The following is a 23,287-nucleotide window of genomic DNA, read 5'->3' on the forward strand; positions in this document are numbered from 1 at the left end:
CATGGAAACCACCACTTCATCGACCTCGTCGACTTCGGCCACCGCGCAGATCGTTTCGGCGCTGGGTGGCGGCAGCGGCATCAACACGGCGCAGCTTGCCGAACAGCTGGCCGCCGCCCAATTTGCCTCGCGGCTCGATCAGCTGACCGCAAAGAGCGACAAGCTTACCGCGCAGATCTCCAGCGCATCGAACCTGAAGTCGCTGATGAGCACGCTGTCGTCCTCTATCGGCACCCTGATCCGCACGGGCGACCTTGCCGTGAAGCCGTCGATCTCGAACAGCAGCGTGGCCACCGTCAGCAAGGGCACAGCCACCGGAAGCGGCACCTACAGCCTCGAAGTCACCAGCCTCGCCAATGCGCAGAAGCTGGTCACGCCAGCCTATGCTTCGTCGGCCGCGACGGTCGGCTCCGGCACGCTGACCCTGCGCTTCGGCACGGTTTCCAGCGGGACCTTCACTGCCGACGCCAGCCGCGATCAGGTTGATATCGCGATCCCATCGGGCGCGACTCTCGACGACGTTGCCATCGCGATCAACAGCGCGAAGACAGGCGTTACGGCCTATGTTGCTAACGGCACGGCAGGTGCGCAGATCGTGCTCAAGGGGCAGGAAGGCGCAGCCAACGGCTTCGTCATCGAGACCACGCCAGACGTTGGCGGGGAGGCGCTCGCCGATCTCGCGTGGACCCCGGCAAGCGCAGGCACACGCCTGAAGTCAACCGCATCGGACGCGGCCTACCGCATCGACGGCATCGACTACACGTCGAAGAGCAATACTGTTACCGACATCGTTCCGGGCCTCAACATGAAGCTGACGGCGACCAACGTCGGCAATCCGGCAACAATCAGCTTCAGCGATCCCTCCAGCGGGATCACCACGGCTATGACCGATCTCGTGGACGCCCTGAACGAAGTCGTCTCGCAGCTCAACACTGCGATGGACAAGACCAGCGGAGAGCTCAACAACGATCCTGGCGCCCGCGCGCTGCGCGCCGCCCTGACAGGCCTTACGAGCACGAAGATCATGCCCAATGCCGCCAGCGGCAAACCTTCATCGCTCGCAGATCTGGGCCTCACGATCGAACGCGACGGCACCTTCAGCCTCGACAGCACACGCCTTTCCAACACGCTCAAGGACAGCCCCCAGGAAGCCGGCGCGATGTGGACCACGGGCGTCTATGGCGTCTATGCTGCCATCGACAAGATTGCCCGTGCGGCATCCTCGACAACCGCCATCTCGCTGGGAAGCTCGATCACCCGCTACACTGCGCTGCAGAAGACGGCGACCGACAAGGCATCCGAGCTGACCGACAAGCAGGAAGCACTGCGCCAGCAACTCGTCTCCCGCTTCGCCGCGATGGACACGCGTGTCAGCAATTCGCAGTCTACACTGACCTTCCTGCAGGCGCAGATCGCCGCCTGGAACTCATCGAGCAACAACTGATATGCTGCACCACCGTCGAGATCCATCCGAAGCCTACCGCCGCGTCGATTTTGACGCGCGCGTCCGTGGCGCAGACTCCCGCCAGCTGGTCGATCTCTGCCTCGAACAGGTCATTGGCTCGGTTGGCCGCGCCATTCATGCGCACGAACGCCAGGACAATTCGGCAAAGAGCGCCGCGCTGACCCGCGCCGTTTCCGCACTGACCGCGCTTCAGATGGGTGTCGATGTTTCGAACCCGACCGCTGCCGCGCTGGTCCAGCTCTACCAGTCTGCGCGCAACGCGATCCTCGATTGCGTGATCCGGTTCAATGCCGATACGCTACGCACGATCCGCCAGGATTTCAGCGAGATCCGCGAAGCCATGCTGCGCAGCATAGCGGCCTGAACACTTCCCATATTCTGCAACATGAAAGCCCGGGACCATCGCTGGTCCCGGGCTCGTTTCCCTCGCGCGCAGGGGACGTACACGCGAGGGTGCTCTAGCCCATGTTGCACGCAGCAATCAGTGCCGCACCGAGTCCATCCAGATCGAGTTCGCTTTCAGCAGCGCCCGCATCGATTGCAGCGCCCGGCGCTTCTGACACCAGTGCGCTCTTGCGATCCTGCGCAAACGTCTTGCATCCTGAGTCGCGCATCAGCTTGAGGCCTTTGGCCCCGTCTGTGCCCATGCCGGTCAGCACGGCTCCTGCCGCCGGCACAGAACCGCGCGCGATCGACCCGAACAGCAGGTTGGCCGATGGCCGCATGCCTTCAACGGGATCGCGGTCGATCAACCTCAGCTTTGCCGGGCTGCCGGGCTCGATCACCACGTGGCGATCGGGATCGTAGGCGATGTGGATCGTGCCCTGGGTCAGTGGCGTTGCGTCCTTCGCCGCCTTGACCGAACACTTCAGCTCGCCCTCCATGCGCTTGATGAACGTCTCGACGATGCCCGGTTCTGCATTCAGCGCGATGACCGTCGGCGGGCACTTCTCGGGGAAATCCTCCAGCAACTGCGTCAGGGCGTCGATCCCACCCATCGAGGCGGACAGCGCGAGTATGTGCCCGTTCCATTCGAAGTTGGTATCGGCAACCTTGCGCTCGCGCGGAGCCCTGCGGTCCTTGACGTTGCTGTTGGCCGCCGCCAGCACGATCTTGCCGAGCTTGCCCACGGTCTTGCTGAACTGCTCGGGCGTAGCCTTCAGCGGCTTGGGAAAGCACTCCACCGCACCCAGCTCGTAGGCCTTCAGCGAAGTCTCGGTGCCCGCCTGCGTAAGGCTTGAAAGCATGACCACCGGCAGCGGATTGCTGCCCATGATCTCCTCGAGAAACTCGATCCCGCTCATCCCCGGCATTTCGACGTCGAGCGTGACAACGTTCGGGCGCAACTCCTTGATCTGCTCGCGCGCCTCTGCGGCATTCGCGGCCGCACCGATCACGGTCACGTTCTTGGACTGGTCGAGAATGTCGGAGAAGAGAGCCCGCATTGCTGCGGAATCGTCGACAACCAGAACGCGTGCTTCATGCATGTTGAACGGAACCTTCCAAGGCATTGTATTGGCCTGCATCCGTCTTACGCGCGAAGCCCCGATCAATTCCTGTGCCTTGCCTTACGTATCTCACCGTAGGCCCGGCGAAAGCCTGCCTTTCCGCTCCTGCTCTATTCCGGAAAGCCTGTTGCCGAACCGGTCCTGTCGGTCCGGTCCAATTGAGCCGGAGGAAGAGCATCTCCATGACGTCGATCACCTTGCCAGCCCGCTGCGATCGCGCCGCTGCCGAAGCCCTGCTGCCGGAGATGATCGCGGCGCTGGGGTCCGGTGCCCTGCAGATAGACGCGCGTGAGTGCCAACAGATCGGCCAGGCCATGCTGCAACTCCTCGTCAGTGCCCGCCAGACCGGCGAAGGCGCCGTGATCCTGCCCTCGCGCGCTTTGGAAGACGTGGCCGCGCTTACCGGCCTGACCGACGAACTGTTCTCCGGAGTGCTGTCATGACCGCCGAGGAAATCCAGGCCATTTTCTTTGCCGAGTGCGAAGAATCGCTCGAGGCTGCCGAGCAGGGCCTAGCCGCCTGCCGCGAAGGCACGCAGGACAGCGACACGGTCAACGCCGTGTTCCGCGGTGTCCACTCGATCAAGGGCGGCGCAGGTGCGTTCGGCTATGTCGCGCTGCAGGGCTTCACCCACGTCTTCGAAACCCTGCTGTCCGACGTGCGCGACGGCACCGTTCCCATCACCGAATCGCTCACCGACGTTCTCCTGCGTGCACTCGATACGCTGAGCGATCACGTGACCGCTGCGCGCGATGGCGGCGAACCGCCCGAGGATGGCGCGCTGCTGGCCGAACTGACCGCCGCGATGGCTGCAAATGCCGGCGCGGCGCCCACAGCTGCACCAGAGCCAACTGCAGCGGCACCGTCCGAACCTGTCGCCGCCGCATCTCCGGAACCTGAGAGCGCCTCCGACGACTTCGATTTCGATCTCGATCTCGATGCCCTGCTCGACGACATCTCAGGCGAAATCCAACCCGAAGCGCAAGAAGCTGCGGCCGACGCCGGACCGCCCCGCTGGAGCGTGCGACTGCGCCCGCATTCCGGCGCCATGCGCAATGGCAGCGAGCCACTGCTCATGCTGCGCGAAATGAGCGACCTCGGCGGCCGATGCGACGTCTGCGACGTTTCTTCGGTGCCCCCGCTCGATTCCTTCGACACCGGCACCGGCTATCTCGGCTGGACCTTTAGCTTTCCCGCCGATGTCAGCGAAGCCAGCGTGCGCGATATCTTCGACTTCGTGGGCGACGACTGCTCGCTTGCGTTCGGTGCCGACGCCGAGATGCCACCGGTGCAGCATCGCGATGTGGCCACGCCGGCTCCGGCACCGGTCGCCGCACCAGCAGAACCTGTGCCCACTAAGGCTGCTCCCTCCGTGGCGGTCATGGCCGAGAAGCCCGGCGAGTCCGAAGCTGCCCGGGCCGCTCTTGCTGCAAACGGCTCTGCCCCGCCCGCGCCCCCTGCGCCGGGGCAGTCCATCCGCATCGAACTGGGCAAACTCGACAAGCTGATCGATGCCGTGGGCGAGTTGGTCATTGCCCAGGCGATGATGGCACAACGTCTTGCCGGGCAAGGCCTCGCCGTCGCCGAGGAGATGGCGATGATCGAGGGGCTGACGCGCGACATCCAGGAGTCCGCGATGTCGATTCGCGCGCAACCGATCGGCTCGGTGTTCAGCCGCGTGCCGCGCATCCTGCGCGAACTGGCCTCGTCCACCGGCAAGCATGTCCGCCTGGAAGTTTCGGGCGAAAGCACCGAACTCGACAAGACCGTGATCGAACGGCTCGGTGAGCCGCTCACCCACCTGATCCGCAACGCGGTCGATCACGGCATCGAACCTGCCGACGAGCGCATCGCTGCGGGCAAGACCGCCGAAGGCACGTTGACCCTGTCGGCGGAGCACCGCTCGGGCCGCATTCTCATCCGCATCGGTGATGACGGCAAGGGAATCGACCGGGAACGCGTGCTGGCAAAGGCCATCGAGAAGGGTCTCGTTACCGCCGATACAGTCCTGTCCAAGGAAGAGATCGACCTGCTGATCTTCGCGCCGGGCTTTTCGACCGCGCAACAGGTCTCGAACATCTCGGGCCGCGGCGTCGGCATGGATGTCGTTCGCCAGAACGTGAAGGATCTGGGCGGGCGCATCACCATCGATTCCGAACCCGGCAAGGGCACCACCTTCACGCTTACCCTGCCGCTCACCCTCGCGATTTCCGACGGCATGGTCGTCAACGTCGGTGACCAGACGCTCGTCGTCCCGCTTGCCAACGTGGTCGAGAGTCTCCGTCCAGAACCGCACGAAGTGCAGGGTCTTGGCGCGAATCGCAGCATGATCAACGTGCGTGGCCGCTTCATTCCGGTCATCTCGCTGGCCCAGTCGGTCGGCGCCGCGCAGGCCGTTTGTGACCCGCGCGAGGCTGTGCTGATCGTGGTCGAAACCGAAGGCGCTGGCCGCGCCGCGCTGATGGTCGATGCGATCTGCGACCAGCGCCAGGTGGTGATCAAGAGCCTCGACACCCACTACCGCTCGGTCGAAGGCGTCGCAGGGGCAACCATCCTCGGCGATGGCCGCGTGGCGCTCATCGTCGATGTCGACAGCCTCGTCTCGCGCAGCCTCGCATCCACAGGCGCTGCTGCCAGCCTGGCCGAAGCCGCATGAGCCTGATGGATGCTCTCGATGCCTCGATGCCCGGAGTCAGTCCCGGCGTATTCGACGAGGCAGATTTCCGCGCGATCTCCGAGATCGCCCATGCCGAGGCCGGCATCGTCCTGGCTGCCGGCAAGGCGATGCTGGTCTATTCGCGCATCTCTCCGCTGGTCCGCGATTCGGGCTGCGCCACCTTCAGCGCCTATGTCATGCGCATCCGTGAGGACGCGACCGAGCGCCAGAAGGCGATCTGCGCCCTGACCACAAACCACACGTTCTTCTACCGCGAAGCTCACCACTTCGAACATTTCGCCCGAGAGGTGCGCAATGGCTACCTCAACCGGCTCCAGAGCGGCGGCAAGATCCGCCTGTGGTCGGCAGGTTGTTCAAGTGGCGAGGAAACATGGTCGCTGCTGATGACGCTGCTCGGCGAGGATACCTCGCAAGGTGCCGCCATTGCCCGCAAGGACTTGCGCCTGCTGGCCAGCGACATCGCGACCCACGCGGTGAACAAGGCGCGCGCCGCAACCTATCGCACCGAGGACCTCAAGCCGGTGCCGGATGGCTTGCGCCGGGCATGGACGCGCAGCACGGGCGATGAAACCGTGATCGCGCCCGAAGTCCAGCAGATCGCGCGCTTCCGCATTCTCAACCTGCTGGGCGAATGGCCGATGCAGGGGCAGTTCGACACGATCTTCTGCCGCAACGTCATGATCTATTTCGATGGCCCGACCAAGGAGCGTCTCGTCGCGCGCTTTGCCGAAAAGCTCGCGCCCGGAGGCTGGCTTTACATCGGCCACTCCGAACGTGTCACCGGCCCCGCGCTCGACCTGCTCACGACCCAGGGTCCCACCATCTATCGCAAGAGGGCCGCATGACCATTCGCGTCGTCATCGTCGAGGATTCGCCAACCATGCGCGCGATTCTCACCAACCGGCTGAGCAAGGAGCACGACATCGAAGTCGTGGCTGCTGCGGCCAATGCCGCCGAAGGGCGCCAGATGATCCGCGAGCTCGATCCCGATGTGGTCACGCTCGACATCGAGATGCCCGGCATGAACGGCCTCGATTTCCTTGCCAAGATCATGGAGCTGCGTCCCACCCCGGTGATCATCGTCTCCGGCTCGACCCAGCAGGGCAACGAGATGACCGCCCGTGCGCTCGCGCTGGGCGCAGTCGATTGCTACGCCAAATCAGGCGGCGGCACAGGTCTCGATGATGCCGGCAAGCTTGCGCAGATGATCCGCGAGGCCGCAAAGGTCCAGTTTCCCGCCCGCGCGCCGCAGCCGAGCGTTCAGGCTATTCGTCAGGCTGCCCGCCCCGCGAGCACCGTGGCCAACGAAGCGCGCTCCCTGCTGTCCGATCGCCCGGCCCTGATCGCCATCGGCTCGTCCACTGGCGGAGTAGAGGCGCTGCAGACGGTGCTGGCAGGCTTCCCGGTCGACTGCCCGCCGACCGTCATCGTCCAGCACATCAACGCCCGCTTCGCCCCCGCCGTAGCGCGCACGCTCGACCAGTCCTGCCCGCCACGCATCCTCGTTGCCGAGCCCGACATGCCGCTCAAGGACGGCCACGTCTATATCGCCCCCGGTGACGACAGGCACCTCTCGCTCGGCGGCAGTTCTTCCTTTCACTGCAAGCTGCGCAGCGGCCCACCGGTGTCTGGCCACCAGCCCAGCGTCGATGTGCTGTTCGCTTCGGTTGCCAAAGTCGTCGGCGCCCGTGCAGTCGGCATCCTGCTGACCGGCATGGGTGCAGATGGGGCGCAAGGCCTGCTCGCCATGGCGCAGAAGGGCGCGCGCACCATCGCGCAGGACGAGGCCACCTGCACCGTGTTCGGCATGCCGCGCGCCGCAATAAACCTCGGCGCTGCCCGGATTGTCGCGCCATTGGGCGCGATCGCACGCCACGCCTTCAGCAAGGCCGCCTGATATGAGTGCCGAACTTCCCATCCCCGGCACGCCGCCACTCGAACGCATCACCGTGATGCAGGGACAGGCCCTGGCCAGCGCCAGCGCTTCGGTCGAATACTCGACCGTGCTCGGCTCATGCGTCGCCACCTGCCTCTACGACCCGGAAGCGCACGTCGGCGGCATGAACCACTTCCTGCTGTCCGAACCGCCCGCCAATCTCCCCGGCACCCAGGTCGATGAGCATTACGGCGTCTATCTGATGGAATTGCTGGTCAACCAGATGCTCGGTCGCGGGGCCCGCAAGGCCAATCTCAAGGCGCATCTCTACGGCGGTGCCAACGTCAACCGCAACATGATGCGCATTGGCACGATGAATGCCGAGTTCGCGCGCGAATTCCTCCGGCGCGAAGGAATTGCCCTGATGCGCGAGGATCTTGGCGGCATCAATGCCCGCCGCGTCGATTTCCGCCCGGCATCGGGCCAGGTCCGCCTCCGCACGGTGGAAGACCGGTTCGCGCCATCTGTCCAGCCAACCCCACGCCCGCCCGTATCCCGCGGCGACGTCGAACTGTTCTGATCTTCGAGAAGCGAGTCCCACCCATGAACAACACCACCCGGATTCTTACCGTAGACGACAGCCCGTCCATGCGGGCGCTCCTCAACCATGCCCTTTCGGGGCATGGCTTCGACGTATCGCAAGCCGAGGACGGCATGGCCGCGCTCGACTGGCTGGCGATGAACGAGGTCGACGTCGTCATCACCGACATCAACATGCCACGCCTCGACGGTTTCGGCCTGATCGAACGCCTTCGCGAGGGCAGCCGCCACCGCGACCGTCCGATCCTAGTCCTGACCACCGAAAGCTCGGACGAGAAGAAGGCCCGTGCCCGCGCGGCGGGGGCCACTGGCTGGATCGTCAAACCCTTCGATCCCGAAAAGCTCGTCGCCGCCGTCCGGCGGGTATCCCACTGATATTTCTTGAGAGGAGTCCGACCATGCTGCGCGAACTGATCACCTTCGAGGTTGAAGGACAGGTCTTCGGCCTCGACATCATGGCCATCCGCGAGATTCGCGCCTGGTCGCCCACCACGCGCCTGCCGCGCGTGCCGTCCTATGTCGCCGGGGTGGTGAACCTGCGGGGCACCGTTCTTCCGGTGGTCGACCTCGCCGCCCGCCTAGGGTGGCGTGCCACCGAAGCCACGCCGCGCCACGCGATCATCGTTACCCAGCAGGGCGCGCAGATCTCTGGCTGGATCGTAGATTCGGTAAGCGACATCGTGACGCTCGATAGCGATGCGCTGCAGCCACCGCCGCCCAGTGCCTCGGGCGACACCGTGGTCCCCTTCCTTGAAGGTCTGGCCGCGATCGAAGACCGCATGGTCATGGTCCTCAACCTCGCCGCGCTTTCCGATGGCGCCCAAGTCGCCGAAGCAGCCTGAGCCCAGGGAGGGCATGCCCATGGCGCAAGCCACCCATCGCCAGATAGCGGTCGTGCTCGACGAGCTGGCAGAGGAAGTCGAAGCGCTTGGCGCCGCCCTGTGCGACGACATGAGCGTGGCAATAAATCACATGGACAAGCTGCAGGCCATCGACCTCATCGCGCAGAAGCAGCGCTCGCTCGCTCGCCTGTTGCTCGCCGATCGCCCGGCCGACGCCATAGAGCGCATCGCGATCGACGTGTTACGCGACAGGATGCGTCTCTCGGGCTGACGCTGATCGACGAAAGGCTTTGGTCGGCCTGCGGATGTCGTTGGTCGAGGTCTCCACGCCACCCCTGCCGACTTGCGTCATCGGCAGGGCATGAGGTTTCCGAAGAAACATTTTTCGCTTCTGGCCAGCACTGCGCTCATCGCGCTCTCGCTACCGGCGCACGCCGACGAGGCGGCGCCCGAAACGACTCCGCCCGCTGCCCAGACGGCCGGTAATCGGGCCACCTTCACGCCCAAGGACTTCGATCGCTTCGCCCCGCGCAACGCGCTCGACATGCTCCGTCAGGTTCCCGGCTTCACCATTCGCGAGGGCGAGGAAGCACGCGGGCTGGGTCAGGCCAGCGGCAATGTCCTCGTCAACTCCAAGCGCCTGTCCTCCAAGTCGGACGACATCTGGACCCAGCTCTCGCGCATCCCGGCATCCACGGTCGAACGGATCGAACTGGTCGATGGCGCAACGCTCGACATTCCGGGCCTGACCGGGCAGGTCGCCAATGTCGTCGCCCGTTCATCCAGTTTCTCCGGGCAGTTCCGCTATAGCCCTGAATTCCGCCCGCACTATGCCGATCCCCGCTTCACCAACGGCGAAGTCTCGGTTTCCGGGCGCACGGGGCCGGTGGAATACACGGTCAGCCTCACCAACAACGCCAATCGCGGTGCAGCGGGTGGCCCCACGATCATCACCGACCGCACCGGCGCGGTGATCCAGACGCGCGAGGACGTGGTCAAGGCCAACCGCGATGACCCGAAGCTGGCCGTGCGACTGACAATCGAAGGCCCCGGCTCCTCGGTTGCCAATCTCAACGGCTCGTTCCAGCGCGTACCCCGCCATTTTACCGAACATTCAGTGCGCACCAATACGGACGGCAGCGTTGTGGTGCGCGACCTGCTCGACAAGTCCTCGGCCCGCAACTGGGAGATCGGTGGAGACTACGAGTTCGCCCTCGGCCCCGGTCGCCTCAAGCTGATCGGCCTCAACCGTGAAGAGCATGAGCCATACAGCCAGCAGGTCGTCACCACTTTCGACGATGGTTCACCCGCCGTTGGTGACCGCTTTGCCCAGACCGGCGACAGCTCCGAACGCATCGTGCGCGGCGAATACTCGTGGAAGATGCTCGGCGGCGATTGGCAGCTTGCAGGCGAAGGCGCATTCAATTCCCTGCGCAACGTTGCCAGCCTCGCAGAGCTCGACGCCGACGGCCAGTTCGTCGATGTGCCCTTCCCCGAAGGAACCGGCGGAGTGAAGGAAGACCGCTACGATGCCAGCCTCTCGTTCAGCCGCCCACTTTCGAAAACGCTGACGCTCCAACTGATCGCAGGGGCCGAAAAGTCCACGCTGATGCAGACCGGCGCCACCGGTCCCGAAGGCAACCTCAGCCGCTCGTTCTTCCGCCCGAAGGGTTCGCTCTCGCTGGGCTGGAAGGCGGCGAAGAGCCTCGACGTGTCGTTCAAGATCAAGCGCTCGGTCGGCCAGCTCTCGTTCTACGATTTCCTCGCCCGCCGCTTCCTCGATGATGGCAACGCCAACAGCGGCAACGCCGATCTTGTGCCGCAGCAGGACTGGTCTGCCGAACTCGAACTCAACCGCACGTTCGGAAAGCTGGGCTCAACCAAGCTGCGCCTCGTCGGCCGCAACGTGCAGGATTACGTGACGATCGTGCCCATCGGCGCAAATGGCGAATCCATCGGCAACGTCGGCTCGGCGCGCGAACGGCAGATCGTCAGCAACACCACGCTCCAGTTCGACCCGCTTGGCTGGAAGGGCGCGAGGCTCGACCTCAATGTCGAACTGACATTCACCAAGCTGCGCGATCCGTTCGATCCGGCAAACCATATTCCTTATGGCGGCATCACCGACCGCTACTGGGAACTGAGCTTCCGCCAGGACTTTCAGGGTACCGACTGGGCCGCTGGCGCATCGTACGAATACAACCACCAGTCGCTCTACCACCGCCGCTTCGAGCGTGGCCGCGCCTTCGAAGGTCCGGTTTTCGCCGGCGTCTACATCGAGCACAAGGACGTGTTTGGTCTGACCGTCAAGGCGAGCGCCAATAACCTTCTGAACGGCCGTCAACGCTGGGACCGCGAAGTCTTCGCCGGCCCACGCCCCAACTCCCCCATCGCCTTCGTCGAGACCCGCGACCGCCTGATCGGCCCGATCTTTACGCTGACCGTGAAGGGGAGTATTTGAGCTTCAAGGGGTCTCCCGTCCTTGACCCGCTGCGCCTCCCCGCGCAAAGCTTGAGGGATGTGGCAGCTTCATCAATTCCCCCTTTGTCCGTTCTCTCGCAAAGTCCGCCTCCTGCTCAGCGAGAAGGGCGTGGCCTATGATCTCGTGCGGGAGAATCCGTGGGAGCGGACCGAGGCGTTCGGGAAGCTGAGCCCCGCCCATCGCACGCCAGCGATCCACAATCCCGACCGTGGCGTCATCCTCGCCGACAGTCGGGCGATCTGCGAGTACTTCGAGGAGACCGTCGACAAGTCGCCGATGATCAACGGCACGGCGGTAAATCGTGCGGAAATCCGCCGACTGGTCGCGCTGTTCGACGAGAATTTCTACGCCGACGTGACCCTGCCGTTGCTGGAAGAGCGGATGAAGAAGCGGCTGGTCTATCGCAGCCCGCCCGACAGCAAGCGTCTGCGCGATTCAATGCGGCTGGCCGATGAGCATTTGTATTATATCGATTATCTGATCGACAACCGCCCGTGGCTTGCCGGTTCGACGATGAGCCTGGCCGATCTTGCCGCAGCCGCGCAGATCTCGGTCGCCGACTATCTTGGCGGCATCGACTGGTCGGGGCACGAGCAGGCGCGCAGCTGGTATTCGGTGTTCAAGAGCCGCCCCAGCTTCCGCCCGCTCCTGTCAGAACGCATGGACGTGATCCAGCCGCCGAGCCACTATGCGGACGTGAACGCGTGACGGGTTTTCCAACTCACCCCTAACTCACCCCCAACTCTCGGGGGCAAAGCGGCAACTCTCCTGAACTCCCCCTCAACTCCGGGGGGCAAAGTCACACCCCGTGGTAGCCCTTGTACCACTTCACGAAGTTCGGCACCCCGACCTCGATGCTCGTCGTCGGACGGTAGCCAAGGTCGCTCGAAATCGCGTCGATGTCGGCGAAGGACTGGCGAACGTCGCCGGGCTGCATCGGCATGAGATTCATCTCGGCCTTGCGCCCGAGTTGCTCTTCCAGAATCGCGATGACCTTCATCAGGTGCTCGGACTTGTGGTTGCCGATGTTGTAGAGGCGGTGCGGCTTTTCGCTGCCGCCAGCCTTGACCGAACCGTCGTCGGGCGGCGGATTGTCGAGGCAGGCGATGACGCCGCTGACGATGTCGTCCACATAGGTGAAATCGCGGTACATGTCGCCGTGGTTGAAGACATTGATCGGCTCACCCGCCAGAATTGCCTTGGTAAACAACCACATCATCATGTCCGGGCGGCCCCATGGGCCATAGACGGTGAAGAAGCGCAGGCCTGTCAGCGGCAGGCGATAGAGGTGGGCGTAAGTCTCGCTCATCAGTTCGTCCGCCTTCTTGGTAGCGGCGTAGAGCGAGAGCGGGTGGTCTACGCGGTCATCCACCGAGAAGGGAAGCTTTGTATTTCCACCATAAACCGATGACGAGCTGGCATAGACCATGTGCTCAACCCCGCGATGGCGCGAGACTTCGAGCAGGTTGAGGTGGCCGACGAGGTTGGACTGCACATAGGCGTGCGGGTTCTCGATCGAATAGCGCACCCCGGCCTGCGCGCCCAAGTGGACGACGCGTTCGAACTGCTTGTTTGCCAGCGCGGCAGTCAGGCCCGCATAATCGGCGAAGTCATTGCGGCAGAAGGAAAAGCGTGAGCCGCCCTGCTCCACCAGCCGCGCCAGCCGCGCTTCCTTGAGGCTGACGTCGTAGTAATCGTTGACGATGTCGACCCCGACAACCTCGTCCCCGCGGGCGAGCAGTCGGGTGATGAGCGAGTAGCCGATGAAGCCGGCGGCTCCGGTAACGAGGACGCGCATTGCAATTCCAGTTTGTTATTTGGTCGTCAGCCTAGGGGGCGGCGTTCAGAGTTTCCAGTCGGCCTGTTCGCCCAGCACCCCCTTGAGGTCCGCGAGCGTCCCTCCTGGCGCAAGGAGCCCGGCGATCCGCTCGGCCCCGGCAGCGAGATAATACTTGTGCGGAACCGCAAGAAAAACAAGATCATAGACCTGGTCGAACGCATCTCCGGCCAGCTGGATGCCATATTCGAGCATGGCCTCGGCGTTGTCGGCATGGGGATCGTGGACGGCGACATTGTGGCCGAGCTTCTCCAGTTCCGCAACGACATCGGCGACCTTGGAATTGCGCAGGTCTGGCACGTTTTCCTTGAACGTCAGGCCCAGCACAAGGACCGAGCCCGCCTGCCCGCCACGCTTGGCATGGAGCTCGCGTGCGACCCATTGCGCCATGCCATCGTTCACGCCTCGCCCGGCAAGGATCACCTGCGGATCGTGGCCGAGGGCTTCGGCGCGGGCCGAGAGGTAATAGGGATCGACGCCGATGCAGTGCCCGCCGACAAGGCCGGGGGTGAAGGGCAGGAAATTCCACTTGGTGCCGGCGGCGGCGAGGACGTCCCAGACCGAGAGATCCATCTTCGAGAAGATCTGGGTAATCTCGTTCATGAAGGCGATGTTGATATCGCGCTGGGCGTTCTCGATGACCTTGGCGGCTTCGGCAGCCTTGATGGAGGCGGCGCGGAACACGCCGCCCGAGGTGATCGCGCCATAGAGATCGGCAACGCGATCAAGCACTTGCGAATTCTGGCCCGAGACGACTTTGGTGATGCGTTCGATGGTATGTTCGCGGTCACCGGGATTGATGCGTTCCGGGCTATAGCCGAGGAAGAAGTCCTGCCCGCACCTGAGGCCGGAAACTTCCTCGAGAATCGGGCCGCAGATGTCTTCGGTGACGCCGGGGTACACGGTGCTTTCGAACACGACGACCGGGGCGCGGCCTTCCTTGACCGCAGCGGGGAGCATCTTGCCGACGGTGCGCGAGGCGGATTCGACAAGACGCAGGTCCGGGCGATTCTGGGCATCGATGGGCGTCGGCACGGTGACGATGTAGAAATCGCTCGGCGGGCAGACCCCGGCATCGCAGGTCAGGCCAAGGCTCGACATAGAGAGCAGCGCCGGTTCGATCTCGCGCGTGCGGTCATGCCCTTCGGACAGCTCTGAAATGCGCTGCACGTCGATGTCGAAGCCGGTGACGAAGAACTTCTTGGCAAGCGCGACGGCGAGCGGCAGGCCGACGTAGCCGAGGCCAAGCACGGTGACGCGGGTGGTGGCGGACACCAGCGGATCAAGGCCGCGGACGGGGGCAGGAGCAAGCGTCGGGAACTGGACTGTCACGGGACAGGCGGCCTTTCATGGTTGACGCATCGCGCGCCGGATTGCCGCCCTGCTTAAATCGAGGCTCTTATTTCACGGTTAACACTCGCAAGTTATTGGAAGCGCCATGACGGAAAAGACCATCCTAGTGGTGTTTGGCACCCGCCCCGAAGCGATCAAGATGTTTCCCGTGGTCCATGCGTTGCAGGCCGATCCGCGCACGCGCGTCGTCACCTGCGTGTCGGCGCAGCATCGCGGAATGCTGGATCAGGTGCTGGAAATCGCCGGGATCATGCCGGACTTCGACCTTGACCTGATGAAGCCGGACCAGACGTTGGACGGGCTGACTGCCGCACTGCTGACCGAGCTTGGCAAGGTGATGGATCAGGTTTCACCAGACTGGGTGGTGGTTCAGGGCGATACGGCAACGGCCATGGCAGGCGCGCTGGCCGCCTACTACCGCAAGCTGCCGGTGGCCCATGTCGAGGCGGGCCTTCGCAGCCACAACATCTATCACCCCTGGCCGGAGGAGGTGAACCGCAAGATCATCGGTACGATCGCGAAGCTGCACTTTGCGCCGACCGATGTTTCGGCGGCGGCACTGTTGGCGGAGAATGTTGATGCGGCTGGCGTCCACGTTACCGGCAATACCGTGATCGACGCCCTGCAATGGGTGTCGGCGAAGATCGAGGCCGAGCCTGCACTCGCCTCCGGGCTTGCCGAAATCGAGGAGCGATTCGCTCAGCGGCGGGTGATCGGCGTAACCAGCCATCGCCGCGAGAACTTTGGCGGGGGGCTGGAGAATATTGCCGAGGCGATCCGCCGGATTGCGACGCGCGAGGACGTGGCGGTGGTCTTTCCGGTCCACCCCAACCCGAACGTACGCAAGGTGATGGACGCGACGCTGGCAGGCCTGCCCAACGTGGCGATGATCGAGCCGCTGGATTACCCGCACTTCGCGCGGTTGCTGTCGGTGGCCGAAATCATGCTGACCGATTCGGGCGGCGTGCAGGAAGAGGCGCCTGCGCTGGGCAAGCCGGTGCTGGTCATGCGCGAGACGACCGAGCGGCCCGAAGGCGTGACTGCCGGGACCGCAAGGCTCGTCGGCACCGATGTTGACCGCATCGTTTCCGAAATCTTCACCCTGCTCGACGATAAGGCTGCCTATTCAGCCATGGCGCGTGCGCACAACCCGTTCGGGGATGGGCAATCGGCGCGCCGTATCGTGGAGTTGCTGGCGAATGATGGGTGATGTGAAGCCGGACGTCTGTGTTGTCGGCCTCGGCTATATCGGACTTCCAACTGCTGCCATCATAGCGCGCGCAGGCTGCAAGGTGCTCGGCCTCGACGTGTCGCAACACGTGGTCGATACGATCAACCGGGGCGAGATCCATATCGAGGAAGTGGACCTCGATGGCCTTGTCCATGGCGTGGTGCAGCGGGGCCTGCTGCGCGCATCGACCGAGATAGCGCCGTCCGACGTCTTCGTGATCGCGGTGCCGACGCCCTTTGCCAAGGACGGGCACCATACGCCCGACATTTCCTATGTGCTGGCGGCTGCGACGCAGGTGGCGGCCGTGCTCAAGGCCGGGGACACGGTGATCCTCGAATCGACGTCGCCGGTAGGTACGACTGACCAGATGCGCGATCTGATGGCTGGCCTGCGGCCTGACCTGAAATTCCCCGGCAAGACCAAGGAGACGCCCGACGTTTCCATCGCCTATTGCCCCGAGCGCGTGCTGCCGGGTCGCATTCTGGAAGAGCTGACCAACAACGACCGTTCGATCGGTGGCATTACCCCGCGCTGTGCACGCAAGGCGCTGGCGTTCTACAAGCGCTTCGTGCGCGGTACGTGCGTGACGACCGATGCGCGATCCGCCGAGATGACCAAGCTGGTCGAGAACGCCTATCGGGACGTGAACATCGCCTTTGCCAACGAGCTTTCGATGGTGGCGGACAAGATGGGTCTGGACGTGTGGGAAGTGATCCGCCTCGCCAACCGCCATCCGCGCGTGAACATCCTGCAGCCCGGCCCCGGCGTTGGCGGGCACTGCATCGCGGTGGACCCGTGGTTCATCGTGGCGGGCGCTCCCGATGAAACGCCGCTGATCCGCACCGCGCGCAATGTGAACGATGGCAAGATGCACCATGTCGTCGCCAAGGCCTCGGCACTGGTCGAGGCGCATCCCGGCGTGAAGGTTGCGTGCCTTGGCCTCGCGTTCAAGGCAAACATCGACGATTTCCGCGAAAGCCCGGCGCGCTATGTCGCGGCGAGCCTCGCGCGCAAGTTCGGTGCGCGGATCAACGTGGTGGAGCCCTATGCGGGCGAGTTGCCGCGCGAGTTCGAGGGAACGGGCGCGGTGCAGATCGATCTGGATACCGCGCTTGAAGAGTGCGGCGTGCTGATCGTGCTGGTTGACCACGACGTGTTCAAGGTGATCCCGCTGGCCGAGCGTTCGGGCAAGGTCGTCTATGACACGCGCGGGATCTGGCCGGATCAGCCGGGGGTTGATGTGGCGGCTGCAGGGTTAAGGCTGGCGAGCTGAATTTGCTGATCCTCCCCTTTTTCACAGCGTGCAAAAGGGGAGGTGGCAGCGCGCAGCGCTGACGGAGGGGTTCTTGTTCCTACCCCTCCACCACCCTTCGGGCGGTCCCCCTCCCCGTTTGTCCTTCGGAAAAACAGGGAGGGTCGGACTTACGCTACCGCGCTGGGCATCTGCTGGCTGGCGCAGTGGAAGCCGCCGCCGCCTGCGAGGACGGCGTCGCCCATCAGGCCTATCGTCGCGCGATCCGGGAAGAGTTCGGCGATTGCCGCGACGCCTTCGTCATCGTGAGGGGAGCCGAAGATCGGTACGACCACGAGGTTCGTGGTGATGACGAAATTCATGTAGCTGGCCGGCTGAATCATGTTGCCCCATTCGATGCGGCCCGGCGAGGGGACTTCGACCACATCTACGCCTGCGGCCTCGGCACGAGCCTTGGCGTCAGCGTAGATCCCGGCGTTGGGGTCGTTCGGGCCGGTGGCCCCGGGGAGCGCGAGGCGGTTGGCGCCGACGAAGCGGGCGAGGTTGTCGACGTGGCCGTCGGTGTGGTCGTTGATCAACCCGTCGCCCAGCCAGAGGACGCGGGTGTAGCCGAGATCGCGGCTGAGGCGCAGCTCGAGGTCTTCGCGCGTGAGGTGCGGGTTGCGGTTGGGATTGAGCAGACACTGCTCGGTCGTGGCGACGAGGCCGGTGCCGTCGCCGTCCAGCGCGCCGCCTTCGAGTATCCAGTCGGCCTTCGAGGCTTCGAGGCCTGCGGAGGCGGCAAGGTCGGCGCCAATCTCCTGATCGCCCGGCATCAGGTACTTCTCGCCCCAGCCGTTGAAGCCGAACAGGCGGGCTCGGCGGTTTGCGGCTTCATCGAGCACGACGAGCGGGCCGGTGTCGCGCAGCCAGACGTCGCCATAGGTGCGGCGTTCGAGCTTTACGGCGGCAGACACGAGCGACTTCGCGCGCATTTCGTTGGCAGCATCGCGCACGACGAGGCGGACTTCCTGGCCGCTGTCGGCCACGGCGCTGGCGAAGGCGGCGATCTGCTCCTGCGCCTTGTCGATAACTCCCGACCATTCCTCGGCCAGATGCGGGAAGCCGATCCACAGCCAGTCCTGCGGGTGCCATTCGGGGGGCATGCGAAATTGGGCGGTCATGGGCGTATGGTCCGGATTCTGGGAATTGGCTCCGCGCCTTAGAGCAGAAGTCGCGCGGTTTCCATGGCGCTTGATCGAGGCGGGCAAGCGGGGCATGCGGGTGGAACGATGACGGATTTTCACAGCGCCCTTGCCCGCGCCCATGCGCATTCGCCGTTCCTGTCGATGGCGCTTGGCCGTTTGCCCGAGCTGGAGGCAATGCTGGCGGCGGGCGAAGTCGAGGGCGCGCTGGCGCGGGCCAAGGCGGCGGGTCAGGGCATCGAGGATGGCGCCGTGGCGCTGCGGCGGGAGCGGCTGGCGCTGGCGACCGTGGTGGCCATCGGCGATCTGGCGGGGGCATTCCCGCTGGGCCGCGTGGTGGGGGAGCTTTCCGACTTTGCCGACAGGTCGCTCGACCGGGCAATCGAGGCGGCGATCCGGCGGCGGGTGCCGGATGCGGAAAGCACCGGATTCTGCGCAATTGGGCTCGGCAAGCATGGCGCACAGGAGCTGAACTACTCGTCGGACATCGATCCGATCCTGCTCTACGATCCCGAGGTCCTGCCCCGGCGCGAACGCGACGATCCCGCCGATGCGGCGCAGCGGGTGGCGCGGGCGATCATGGAAATCATGTCTTCGGTGACAAGCGAGGGCTATGTCTTCCGGGTGGACCTGCGGTTGCGGCCGGCTTCGGAGGTCAGCCCCCTCGCGCTGCCGTTCGAGGCGGCGATCACGCACTATGAATCGAGCGCGCTGGCGTGGGAGCGGGCGGCCTATATCCGGGCGCGGGCGGCTTCGGGCGATGTGGCGCGAGGGCAGGCTTTCCTCGATACGATCCGGCCCTTCGTGTGGCGGCGCAGCCTTGATTTCGGGGCGATTGCCGAGATCGGGCGGCTGACGACGCGGATTCGCGATCACTATTCGGCGGGTCAGGCCATCGGGCCGGGCTATGACCTGAAGCGCGGGCGCGGCGGGATTCGCGAGGTGGAATTCTTCGCGCAGACGCACCAGCTGATCCATGGCGGGCGCAATCCGGCGCTGCGGCTGCGGGGCACGCGGGCGAGCCTGGAGGCGCTGGCCGAGGCGGGGATCATCGGGGCCGACGATGCACAGGTCATGGGCGAAAGCTATGACCGGCTGCGCACGCTGGAGCATCGGCTGCAGATGGTGGCGGACCAGCAGACGCATTCGCTGCCGGGCGATGCGGCAGCGCTCGACAACGTGGCGCGGCTCGATGGGCTGGCCGATGGCGCGGCTCTGGTGACAGAACTGGCGGCGATTTCGGACACGGTCGGGCGGCGGTTCGATGCGCTGATAGAGACTTATGCGCCGACCGGGGCCGTGCAGGCGATTGAGGTGCCGAACCAGTCCGATCCGGTGGTCGATGCCTTTACGCAGAGGGTGGAAGCTTGGGAGGGCGGGCACTATCGCTGCCTGCGCTCTGCCGAGGCGCGCGAGGCTTTTGCGCGGATACGGCCGCAACTGCTGCGCGCGCTGTGCGAGGCGCCCGACCCGGAGCGGGCGCTGCTGCGCTGGGAGCATCTGCTGGAAGGATTGCCGAGCGCGATCAATGTGTTCCGCCTGCTGGAGGCGCGGCCCGGATTGCTGGCCGTGGTCATGCGCGTGCTGGCCCATGCGCCGACACTGGCGGACGAACTGGCACGGCGGTCAGACCTGCTCGACATCCTGATCGACCGTTCGGCCTTCGACCTGCCGGGCAGCGTTGCCGAGATTGCGGCGGAGCTATCGCGCGGGGAAGCTGGCGACGATTACCAGCGGCTGCTCGATACGGTGCGCCTGCGCGTGGGCGAGATGCGCTTTGCGCTGGGGGTGCAACTGATCGAGGGGCAGCGCGATCCGCTGGAAGTGGCGGCGGCGCTCAGTCGGGTGGCCGAGGCTTCGATCGAGGTGCTGGGCCGCGCCGCAATCGAGGAATTCCGGGGCAATCATGGCGTGGTGCCGGGGAGCGATCTGGCGATTCTGGGCCTCGGCCGACTGGGTGGAGCGGCGCTGACCCATGCATCGGACCTCGACCTGATTTTCCTGTTCAGCGGGGATCATGCCAGCGAGTCCGACGGACGCAGGCCTTTGGGCGCGACGCTTTACTTTAACCGGCTGGCGCAGCGGGTGATCGCGGCGCTTTCGGTGCCGACGGCGGCGGGCGCGCTTTATGAAGTGGACACGCGGTTGCGGCCTTCGGGCGCGCAGGGGCCGATCTCGGTCAGCCTCGAGAGTTTCTCGCTCTACCAGTGCGAGGACGCCTGGACGTGGGAGCATATGGCCCTGTGCAGGGCGCGGGCGATGTTCGGGACCGAGGCGGACCGGGCGACGCTGCAGGCGATCATTGCGCGTGTGCTCGATCGGCCCCGCGATCCTGCAAAGCTGCGCGCCGACGTGCTGGAAATGCGGGCGACCATGGCCGAGCACAAGCCAGCCAAGGGTCCGCTCGACGTGAAGCTGGCGCGCGGCGGGCTGGTGGACATCGAGTTCATGGTTCACTTCCTGCAATTGCGCGACCATCTGGCGCAGACGCCCGATCTTGGGGCGGCGGTGCAGGAACTGGAGGACAATGGGCTCCTGCCGCACGGTATCCGCCAGGCGCATGACCTGCTGACGCGATTGCTGGTGGTGGTGCGGCTGGTTGCACCTGATGGCATGTTTCCACCTGAAGCCAGCCGGGGCATCGTGGCGCGGTCTTGCGGCCTGGAAGACTGGGATGCCTTGCTGGACGCGGTGGAGTCTGCACGGCATTGCGTGGCCCTCGGCTGGGCGCAGGTGTTCGATACTCAACTGGAGATTGCGGAATGAGCGAGCGTATTGGAGTGGGCGAGGCATTCCCCGACGTTGCGATGACGACGCCCGATGGTGGCAGCGTGAAGGCTTCGGATTTCGCAGGGCGCAAGCTCGTGGTGTTCTTCTACCCCAAGGACGACACGCCCGGCTGCACGACTGAAAACAAGGACTTTTCCGCCCTGTACGGTGACTTCCAGGCCGCAGGGATCGCCGTGCTGGGCGTGAGCAAGGACCCGCCAAAGAAGCATGTGAAGTTTGCCGAGAAGCATGGGTTGACGGCGCCGCTAGCATCGGATGCGGACGAAGGCGGAGTGTCCGATGCGCTGGGCATCTGGACCGAGAAATCGATGTACGGGCGCACCTACATGGGCATGGAGCGCACGACCTATCTGGTCGGCGCCGATGGCAAGATTGCGCAGGTCTGGAACAAGGTGAAGGTCAAGGGCCACGCCGAAGACGTCCTGGCCGCTGCCAAGGCGCTTTGATCGGGAGCCACGTTTGTGAATGCCCCCTCCCTCGCCCGCGCGATCCGCGCGGTGATGCTGACGGCTGAGCCGACTGCCAAGGTAATGGCAGCGCGCGATGTCGTGCGGCGTTGGCGGGCGGGCGAGCTGGCGCTGGTCTTCGATGTGGACATGCCGGACTATCCGGCGCGGCCTGCAAAGCCCGAACTGCTGCCGCCCGCAGCCATGCCCAAGCGTGGACGCGGGTCGGAACACGGGCGGATCGCGCTGCTCCACGCGCTGGCCCACATCGAGTTCGTGGCGATCGACCTGGCGCTCGATGCGGCAGGGAGGTTCGGCGCCCAGATGGGGAGGCAGTTCATAGACGACTGGCTATCGGTCGCGGCTGACGAGGCCATGCATTTTGCCCTGATCGCGCGGCGGTTGCGCACGCTTGGCAGCTTCTACGGGGCAATGCCTGCGCACGACGGGCTATGGGACGCCGCGCGCGAGACAGCACACGATGTGGCCGCGCGGCTCGCGGTGGTGCCGATGGTGCTGGAAGCGCGTGCGCTGGACGTGACGCCGATGACGGTAGAGCGGTTCCTGAAGGCGGGAGACGAACGCTCTGCGCGCATCCTGCAGAGAATCGTTGACGACGAAATCCGCCATGTGCGCTTCGGCACAACACATTTCGCGGAGGTGTGTCAGATGAGGGAAGAATCGCCGCCCAAGCTTTGGAAAATGCTGGTCGATCGGCACTTCCGCGGCGTGGTTAAGCCGCCGTTCAACGACTCGGCGCGCCGGTCAGCCGGTTTGTCGCGCGAAATGATGGCAGGGGTTGCCTGCCTGTAACCTGCCACGCATACCCCAATTCACGAGATGGCGGGGGGTTCCGACCAACTCTGAAATATCCCAAGGCGGCGGGCCGAAACCTGCCTGCTGCCATAAAACGGGTTCGCTCTGGGGGTTCAGGGCTTGCCGCTTCAAAGGTCGCACCGGCCGGGAGCGGAGAGCCGAGAAAAAGGTCGTACGGGTCGTAATGTTGTTCAACACCAACACCTTCAAGACTGTATTCAGCGCCCTTACGGCGATTGTTGCATTCTCTTCCGCTCCGGCTTTCGCCAACAGCGCTTCTTCCGCAGACATCGCCGCTCCGCTTCGCGCCGCCGAAGCTGCCAAGGCAGGCGTCTCGGCCGATCGCGGCGATGAAGAATTCCGCCGTCTCTTCGCCAGCTGGCAGCAGCTCGACAACGGCATCCTGCCTTCTTCGCGCCCCACCACCATCCGCAAGGCTTCGGTTTCGATCCCGTCGCTGGCGCCCGTGTCGATGACCCGCCTTTCGAGCGGTTACGGCATGCGGGAACACCCGGTGCTTGGTGGCCGTCGCGCGCACAAGGGCATCGATCTTTCCGCCCCGACCGGCACCCCGATCCGCGCCAGCGCCGATGGCGTCGTGGAAAAGGCTGAATGGTTCGGCGGTTATGGCCTGTTCGTCGGCCTTGATCATGGCGGTGGCATGGAAACCCGTTATGGCCACATGTCGCGCGTGGCGGTTGCCGAAGGGCAGCAGGTCCGCAAGGGCGACGTGATCGGCTATGTCGGCTCGACCGGCCGCTCGACCGGCCCGCACCTGCACTACGAAGTCCGAGTTGCCGGCGAAGCGGTCAATCCGCTGCCTTACATGCAGGGCAAGAGCGACTCGCTTTATGCCAGCAATGACAAGGCTGCGGGCCGCGGCGGTCCTGAGGAATAATGGCAAGGGCCATATGGCCCGGCCAGACGA

The 23,287-nt window shown here is 64.8% G+C and carries 22 protein-coding genes; 18 read left to right on the forward strand and 4 right to left on the reverse strand.

Going from position 1 to position 23,287, the window contains the following annotated elements; all coding sequences use genetic code 11:
* The first annotated feature begins 1 nt into the window (after position 1).
* Both fliD and IQ25_RS04705 read left to right on the forward strand, forming a co-directional pair.
* A complete protein-coding gene (fliD, locus tag IQ25_RS04700; RefSeq protein ID WP_144902850.1) occupies positions 2-1,444 on the forward strand; it encodes a flagellar filament capping protein FliD in 1,443 nt (480 codons plus the stop codon).
* Between the two features lies 1 nt (position 1,445).
* Positions 1,446-1,829 carry a flagellar export chaperone FliS gene (locus IQ25_RS04705; RefSeq protein ID WP_144902853.1) on the forward strand — a complete coding sequence of 128 codons (384 nt, stop codon included), beginning with the start codon at positions 1,446-1,448 and terminating at the stop codon, positions 1,827-1,829.
* A gap of 94 nt (positions 1,830-1,923) precedes the next feature.
* Here IQ25_RS04705 and IQ25_RS04710 read toward each other — a convergent pair whose 3' ends face one another.
* Positions 1,924-2,952 carry a chemotaxis protein CheB gene (locus IQ25_RS04710; protein ID WP_144903225.1) on the reverse strand — a complete coding sequence of 343 codons (1,029 nt, stop codon included), beginning with the start codon at positions 2,950-2,952 and terminating at the stop codon, positions 1,924-1,926.
* Between the two features lie 203 nt (positions 2,953-3,155).
* On the opposite strand from IQ25_RS04710, the gene IQ25_RS04715 reads away from it, so the two are divergent.
* From IQ25_RS04715 to IQ25_RS04760, 10 genes are all read left to right on the forward strand, one after another.
* On the forward strand, positions 3,156-3,416 hold the full coding sequence (locus IQ25_RS04715) for a chemotaxis protein CheX (RefSeq protein WP_246415378.1): 261 nt from the start codon (positions 3,156-3,158) through the stop codon (positions 3,414-3,416).
* Positions 3,413-5,629, forward strand: coding sequence for a chemotaxis protein CheA (locus IQ25_RS04720; RefSeq protein ID WP_144902856.1), 2,217 nt, complete (start codon positions 3,413-3,415; stop codon positions 5,627-5,629). The genes IQ25_RS04715 and IQ25_RS04720 overlap by 4 nt, the downstream gene beginning before the upstream one ends.
* Positions 5,626-6,495 (forward strand): CheR family methyltransferase, encoded by an 870-nt coding sequence (locus IQ25_RS04725; RefSeq protein ID WP_144902859.1) that lies wholly within the window; start codon positions 5,626-5,628, stop codon positions 6,493-6,495. The genes IQ25_RS04720 and IQ25_RS04725 overlap by 4 nt, the downstream gene beginning before the upstream one ends.
* Entirely contained in the window at positions 6,492-7,547 is a 1,056-nt protein-coding gene (locus IQ25_RS04730; RefSeq protein ID WP_144902862.1) for a protein-glutamate methylesterase/protein-glutamine glutaminase, read from the forward strand. Before IQ25_RS04725 ends, IQ25_RS04730 begins: the two co-directional genes overlap by 4 nt.
* Before the next feature lies 1 nt (position 7,548).
* Positions 7,549-8,106 carry a chemotaxis protein CheD gene (locus IQ25_RS04735; RefSeq protein ID WP_144902864.1) on the forward strand — a complete coding sequence of 186 codons (558 nt, stop codon included), beginning with the start codon at positions 7,549-7,551 and terminating at the stop codon, positions 8,104-8,106.
* Positions 8,107-8,129: 23 nt separating this feature from the next.
* A complete protein-coding gene (locus IQ25_RS04740) occupies positions 8,130-8,501 on the forward strand; it encodes a response regulator (protein WP_144902867.1) in 372 nt (123 codons plus the stop codon).
* A gap of 23 nt (positions 8,502-8,524) precedes the next feature.
* Positions 8,525-8,968 carry a chemotaxis protein CheW gene (locus tag IQ25_RS04745; protein WP_144902869.1) on the forward strand — a complete coding sequence of 148 codons (444 nt, stop codon included), beginning with the start codon at positions 8,525-8,527 and terminating at the stop codon, positions 8,966-8,968.
* A gap of 19 nt (positions 8,969-8,987) precedes the next feature.
* Complete coding sequence (locus IQ25_RS04750; RefSeq protein ID WP_144902872.1) at positions 8,988-9,239, forward strand: hypothetical protein; 252 nt, start codon at positions 8,988-8,990, stop codon at positions 9,237-9,239.
* A 90-nt stretch (positions 9,240-9,329) separates the two neighbouring features.
* Positions 9,330-11,429, forward strand: coding sequence for a TonB-dependent receptor plug domain-containing protein (locus IQ25_RS04755; protein WP_144902875.1), 2,100 nt, complete (start codon positions 9,330-9,332; stop codon positions 11,427-11,429).
* Positions 11,430-11,486: 57 nt separating this feature from the next.
* Positions 11,487-12,158: a glutathione S-transferase family protein gene (locus tag IQ25_RS04760; protein WP_144902878.1), complete on the forward strand. Its 672-nt coding sequence runs from the start codon at positions 11,487-11,489 to the stop codon at positions 12,156-12,158.
* Positions 12,159-12,249: 91 nt separating this feature from the next.
* Here the strand turns inward: IQ25_RS04760 and IQ25_RS04765 are convergent, their stop codons facing one another.
* Positions 12,250-13,248: a GDP-mannose 4,6-dehydratase gene (locus tag IQ25_RS04765; RefSeq protein ID WP_144902881.1), complete on the reverse strand. Its 999-nt coding sequence runs from the start codon at positions 13,246-13,248 to the stop codon at positions 12,250-12,252.
* 45 nt (positions 13,249-13,293) lie between these two features.
* The gene (locus IQ25_RS04770; protein ID WP_144902883.1) at positions 13,294-14,619 is read right to left on the reverse strand and encodes a nucleotide sugar dehydrogenase; all 1,326 of its coding nucleotides are present in this window, start codon (positions 14,617-14,619) and stop codon (positions 13,294-13,296) included.
* 106 nt (positions 14,620-14,725) lie between these two features.
* Between IQ25_RS04770 and wecB the strand changes: the two genes are divergently transcribed.
* Positions 14,726-15,850 (forward strand): non-hydrolyzing UDP-N-acetylglucosamine 2-epimerase, encoded by a 1,125-nt coding sequence (gene wecB / locus IQ25_RS04775; RefSeq protein ID WP_144902886.1) that lies wholly within the window; start codon positions 14,726-14,728, stop codon positions 15,848-15,850.
* Complete coding sequence (wecC, locus tag IQ25_RS04780) at positions 15,840-17,144, forward strand: UDP-N-acetyl-D-mannosamine dehydrogenase (RefSeq protein WP_144902889.1); 1,305 nt, start codon at positions 15,840-15,842, stop codon at positions 17,142-17,144. The genes wecB and wecC overlap by 11 nt, the downstream gene beginning before the upstream one ends.
* 149 nt (positions 17,145-17,293) lie before the next feature.
* Here wecC and IQ25_RS04785 read toward each other — a convergent pair whose 3' ends face one another.
* Positions 17,294-18,286: an agmatine deiminase family protein gene (locus tag IQ25_RS04785; RefSeq protein WP_144902892.1), complete on the reverse strand. Its 993-nt coding sequence runs from the start codon at positions 18,284-18,286 to the stop codon at positions 17,294-17,296.
* 108 nt (positions 18,287-18,394) lie between these two features.
* Between IQ25_RS04785 and glnE the strand changes: the two genes are divergently transcribed.
* The 4 genes from glnE (at position 18,395) to IQ25_RS04805 (ending at position 23,257) form a co-directional block, all read left to right on the forward strand.
* Positions 18,395-21,073 carry a bifunctional [glutamate--ammonia ligase]-adenylyl-L-tyrosine phosphorylase/[glutamate--ammonia-ligase] adenylyltransferase gene (glnE, locus tag IQ25_RS04790; RefSeq protein WP_144902894.1) on the forward strand — a complete coding sequence of 893 codons (2,679 nt, stop codon included), beginning with the start codon at positions 18,395-18,397 and terminating at the stop codon, positions 21,071-21,073.
* The gene (locus tag IQ25_RS04795) at positions 21,070-21,543 is read left to right on the forward strand and encodes a peroxiredoxin (RefSeq protein ID WP_144902897.1); all 474 of its coding nucleotides are present in this window, start codon (positions 21,070-21,072) and stop codon (positions 21,541-21,543) included. The genes glnE and IQ25_RS04795 overlap by 4 nt, the downstream gene beginning before the upstream one ends.
* A 54-nt stretch (positions 21,544-21,597) precedes the next feature.
* Positions 21,598-22,356 (forward strand): ferritin-like domain-containing protein, encoded by a 759-nt coding sequence (locus IQ25_RS04800; protein WP_181447184.1) that lies wholly within the window; start codon positions 21,598-21,600, stop codon positions 22,354-22,356.
* A 187-nt stretch (positions 22,357-22,543) separates the two neighbouring features.
* Positions 22,544-23,257 (forward strand): M23 family metallopeptidase, encoded by a 714-nt coding sequence (locus IQ25_RS04805; RefSeq protein ID WP_144902900.1) that lies wholly within the window; start codon positions 22,544-22,546, stop codon positions 23,255-23,257.
* Positions 23,258-23,287 lie beyond the last annotated feature (30 nt).

The sequence above is a fragment of the Novosphingobium taihuense genome (assembly GCF_007830315.1).
GTDB lineage: Bacteria > Pseudomonadota > Alphaproteobacteria > Sphingomonadales > Sphingomonadaceae > Novosphingobium > Novosphingobium taihuense.

Coding starts and splice junctions, on each gene's coding strand:
- fliD (WP_144902850.1), top strand. CDS start 2: ATGGAAACCACCACTTCATCGACCTCGTCGACTTCGGCCACCGCGCAG.
- IQ25_RS04705 (WP_144902853.1), top strand. CDS start 1,446: ATGCTGCACCACCGTCGAGATCCATCCGAAGCCTACCGCCGCGTCGAT.
- IQ25_RS04710 (WP_144903225.1), bottom strand. CDS start 2,952: ATGCATGAAGCACGCGTTCTGGTTGTCGACGATTCCGCAGCAATGCGG.
- IQ25_RS04715 (WP_246415378.1), top strand. CDS start 3,156: ATGACGTCGATCACCTTGCCAGCCCGCTGCGATCGCGCCGCTGCCGAA.
- IQ25_RS04720 (WP_144902856.1), top strand. CDS start 3,413: ATGACCGCCGAGGAAATCCAGGCCATTTTCTTTGCCGAGTGCGAAGAA.
- IQ25_RS04725 (WP_144902859.1), top strand. CDS start 5,626: ATGAGCCTGATGGATGCTCTCGATGCCTCGATGCCCGGAGTCAGTCCC.
- IQ25_RS04730 (WP_144902862.1), top strand. CDS start 6,492: ATGACCATTCGCGTCGTCATCGTCGAGGATTCGCCAACCATGCGCGCG.
- IQ25_RS04735 (WP_144902864.1), top strand. CDS start 7,549: ATGAGTGCCGAACTTCCCATCCCCGGCACGCCGCCACTCGAACGCATC.
- IQ25_RS04740 (WP_144902867.1), top strand. CDS start 8,130: ATGAACAACACCACCCGGATTCTTACCGTAGACGACAGCCCGTCCATG.
- IQ25_RS04745 (WP_144902869.1), top strand. CDS start 8,525: ATGCTGCGCGAACTGATCACCTTCGAGGTTGAAGGACAGGTCTTCGGC.
- IQ25_RS04750 (WP_144902872.1), top strand. CDS start 8,988: ATGGCGCAAGCCACCCATCGCCAGATAGCGGTCGTGCTCGACGAGCTG.
- IQ25_RS04755 (WP_144902875.1), top strand. CDS start 9,330: ATGAGGTTTCCGAAGAAACATTTTTCGCTTCTGGCCAGCACTGCGCTC.
- IQ25_RS04760 (WP_144902878.1), top strand. CDS start 11,487: ATGTGGCAGCTTCATCAATTCCCCCTTTGTCCGTTCTCTCGCAAAGTC.
- IQ25_RS04765 (WP_144902881.1), bottom strand. CDS start 13,248: ATGCGCGTCCTCGTTACCGGAGCCGCCGGCTTCATCGGCTACTCGCTC.
- wecB (WP_144902886.1), top strand. CDS start 14,726: ATGACGGAAAAGACCATCCTAGTGGTGTTTGGCACCCGCCCCGAAGCG.
- wecC (WP_144902889.1), top strand. CDS start 15,840: ATGATGGGTGATGTGAAGCCGGACGTCTGTGTTGTCGGCCTCGGCTAT.
- IQ25_RS04785 (WP_144902892.1), bottom strand. CDS start 18,286: ATGACCGCCCAATTTCGCATGCCCCCCGAATGGCACCCGCAGGACTGG.
- glnE (WP_144902894.1), top strand. CDS start 18,395: ATGACGGATTTTCACAGCGCCCTTGCCCGCGCCCATGCGCATTCGCCG.
- IQ25_RS04795 (WP_144902897.1), top strand. CDS start 21,070: ATGAGCGAGCGTATTGGAGTGGGCGAGGCATTCCCCGACGTTGCGATG.
- IQ25_RS04800 (WP_181447184.1), top strand. CDS start 21,598: ATGCTGACGGCTGAGCCGACTGCCAAGGTAATGGCAGCGCGCGATGTC.
- IQ25_RS04805 (WP_144902900.1), top strand. CDS start 22,544: ATGTTGTTCAACACCAACACCTTCAAGACTGTATTCAGCGCCCTTACG.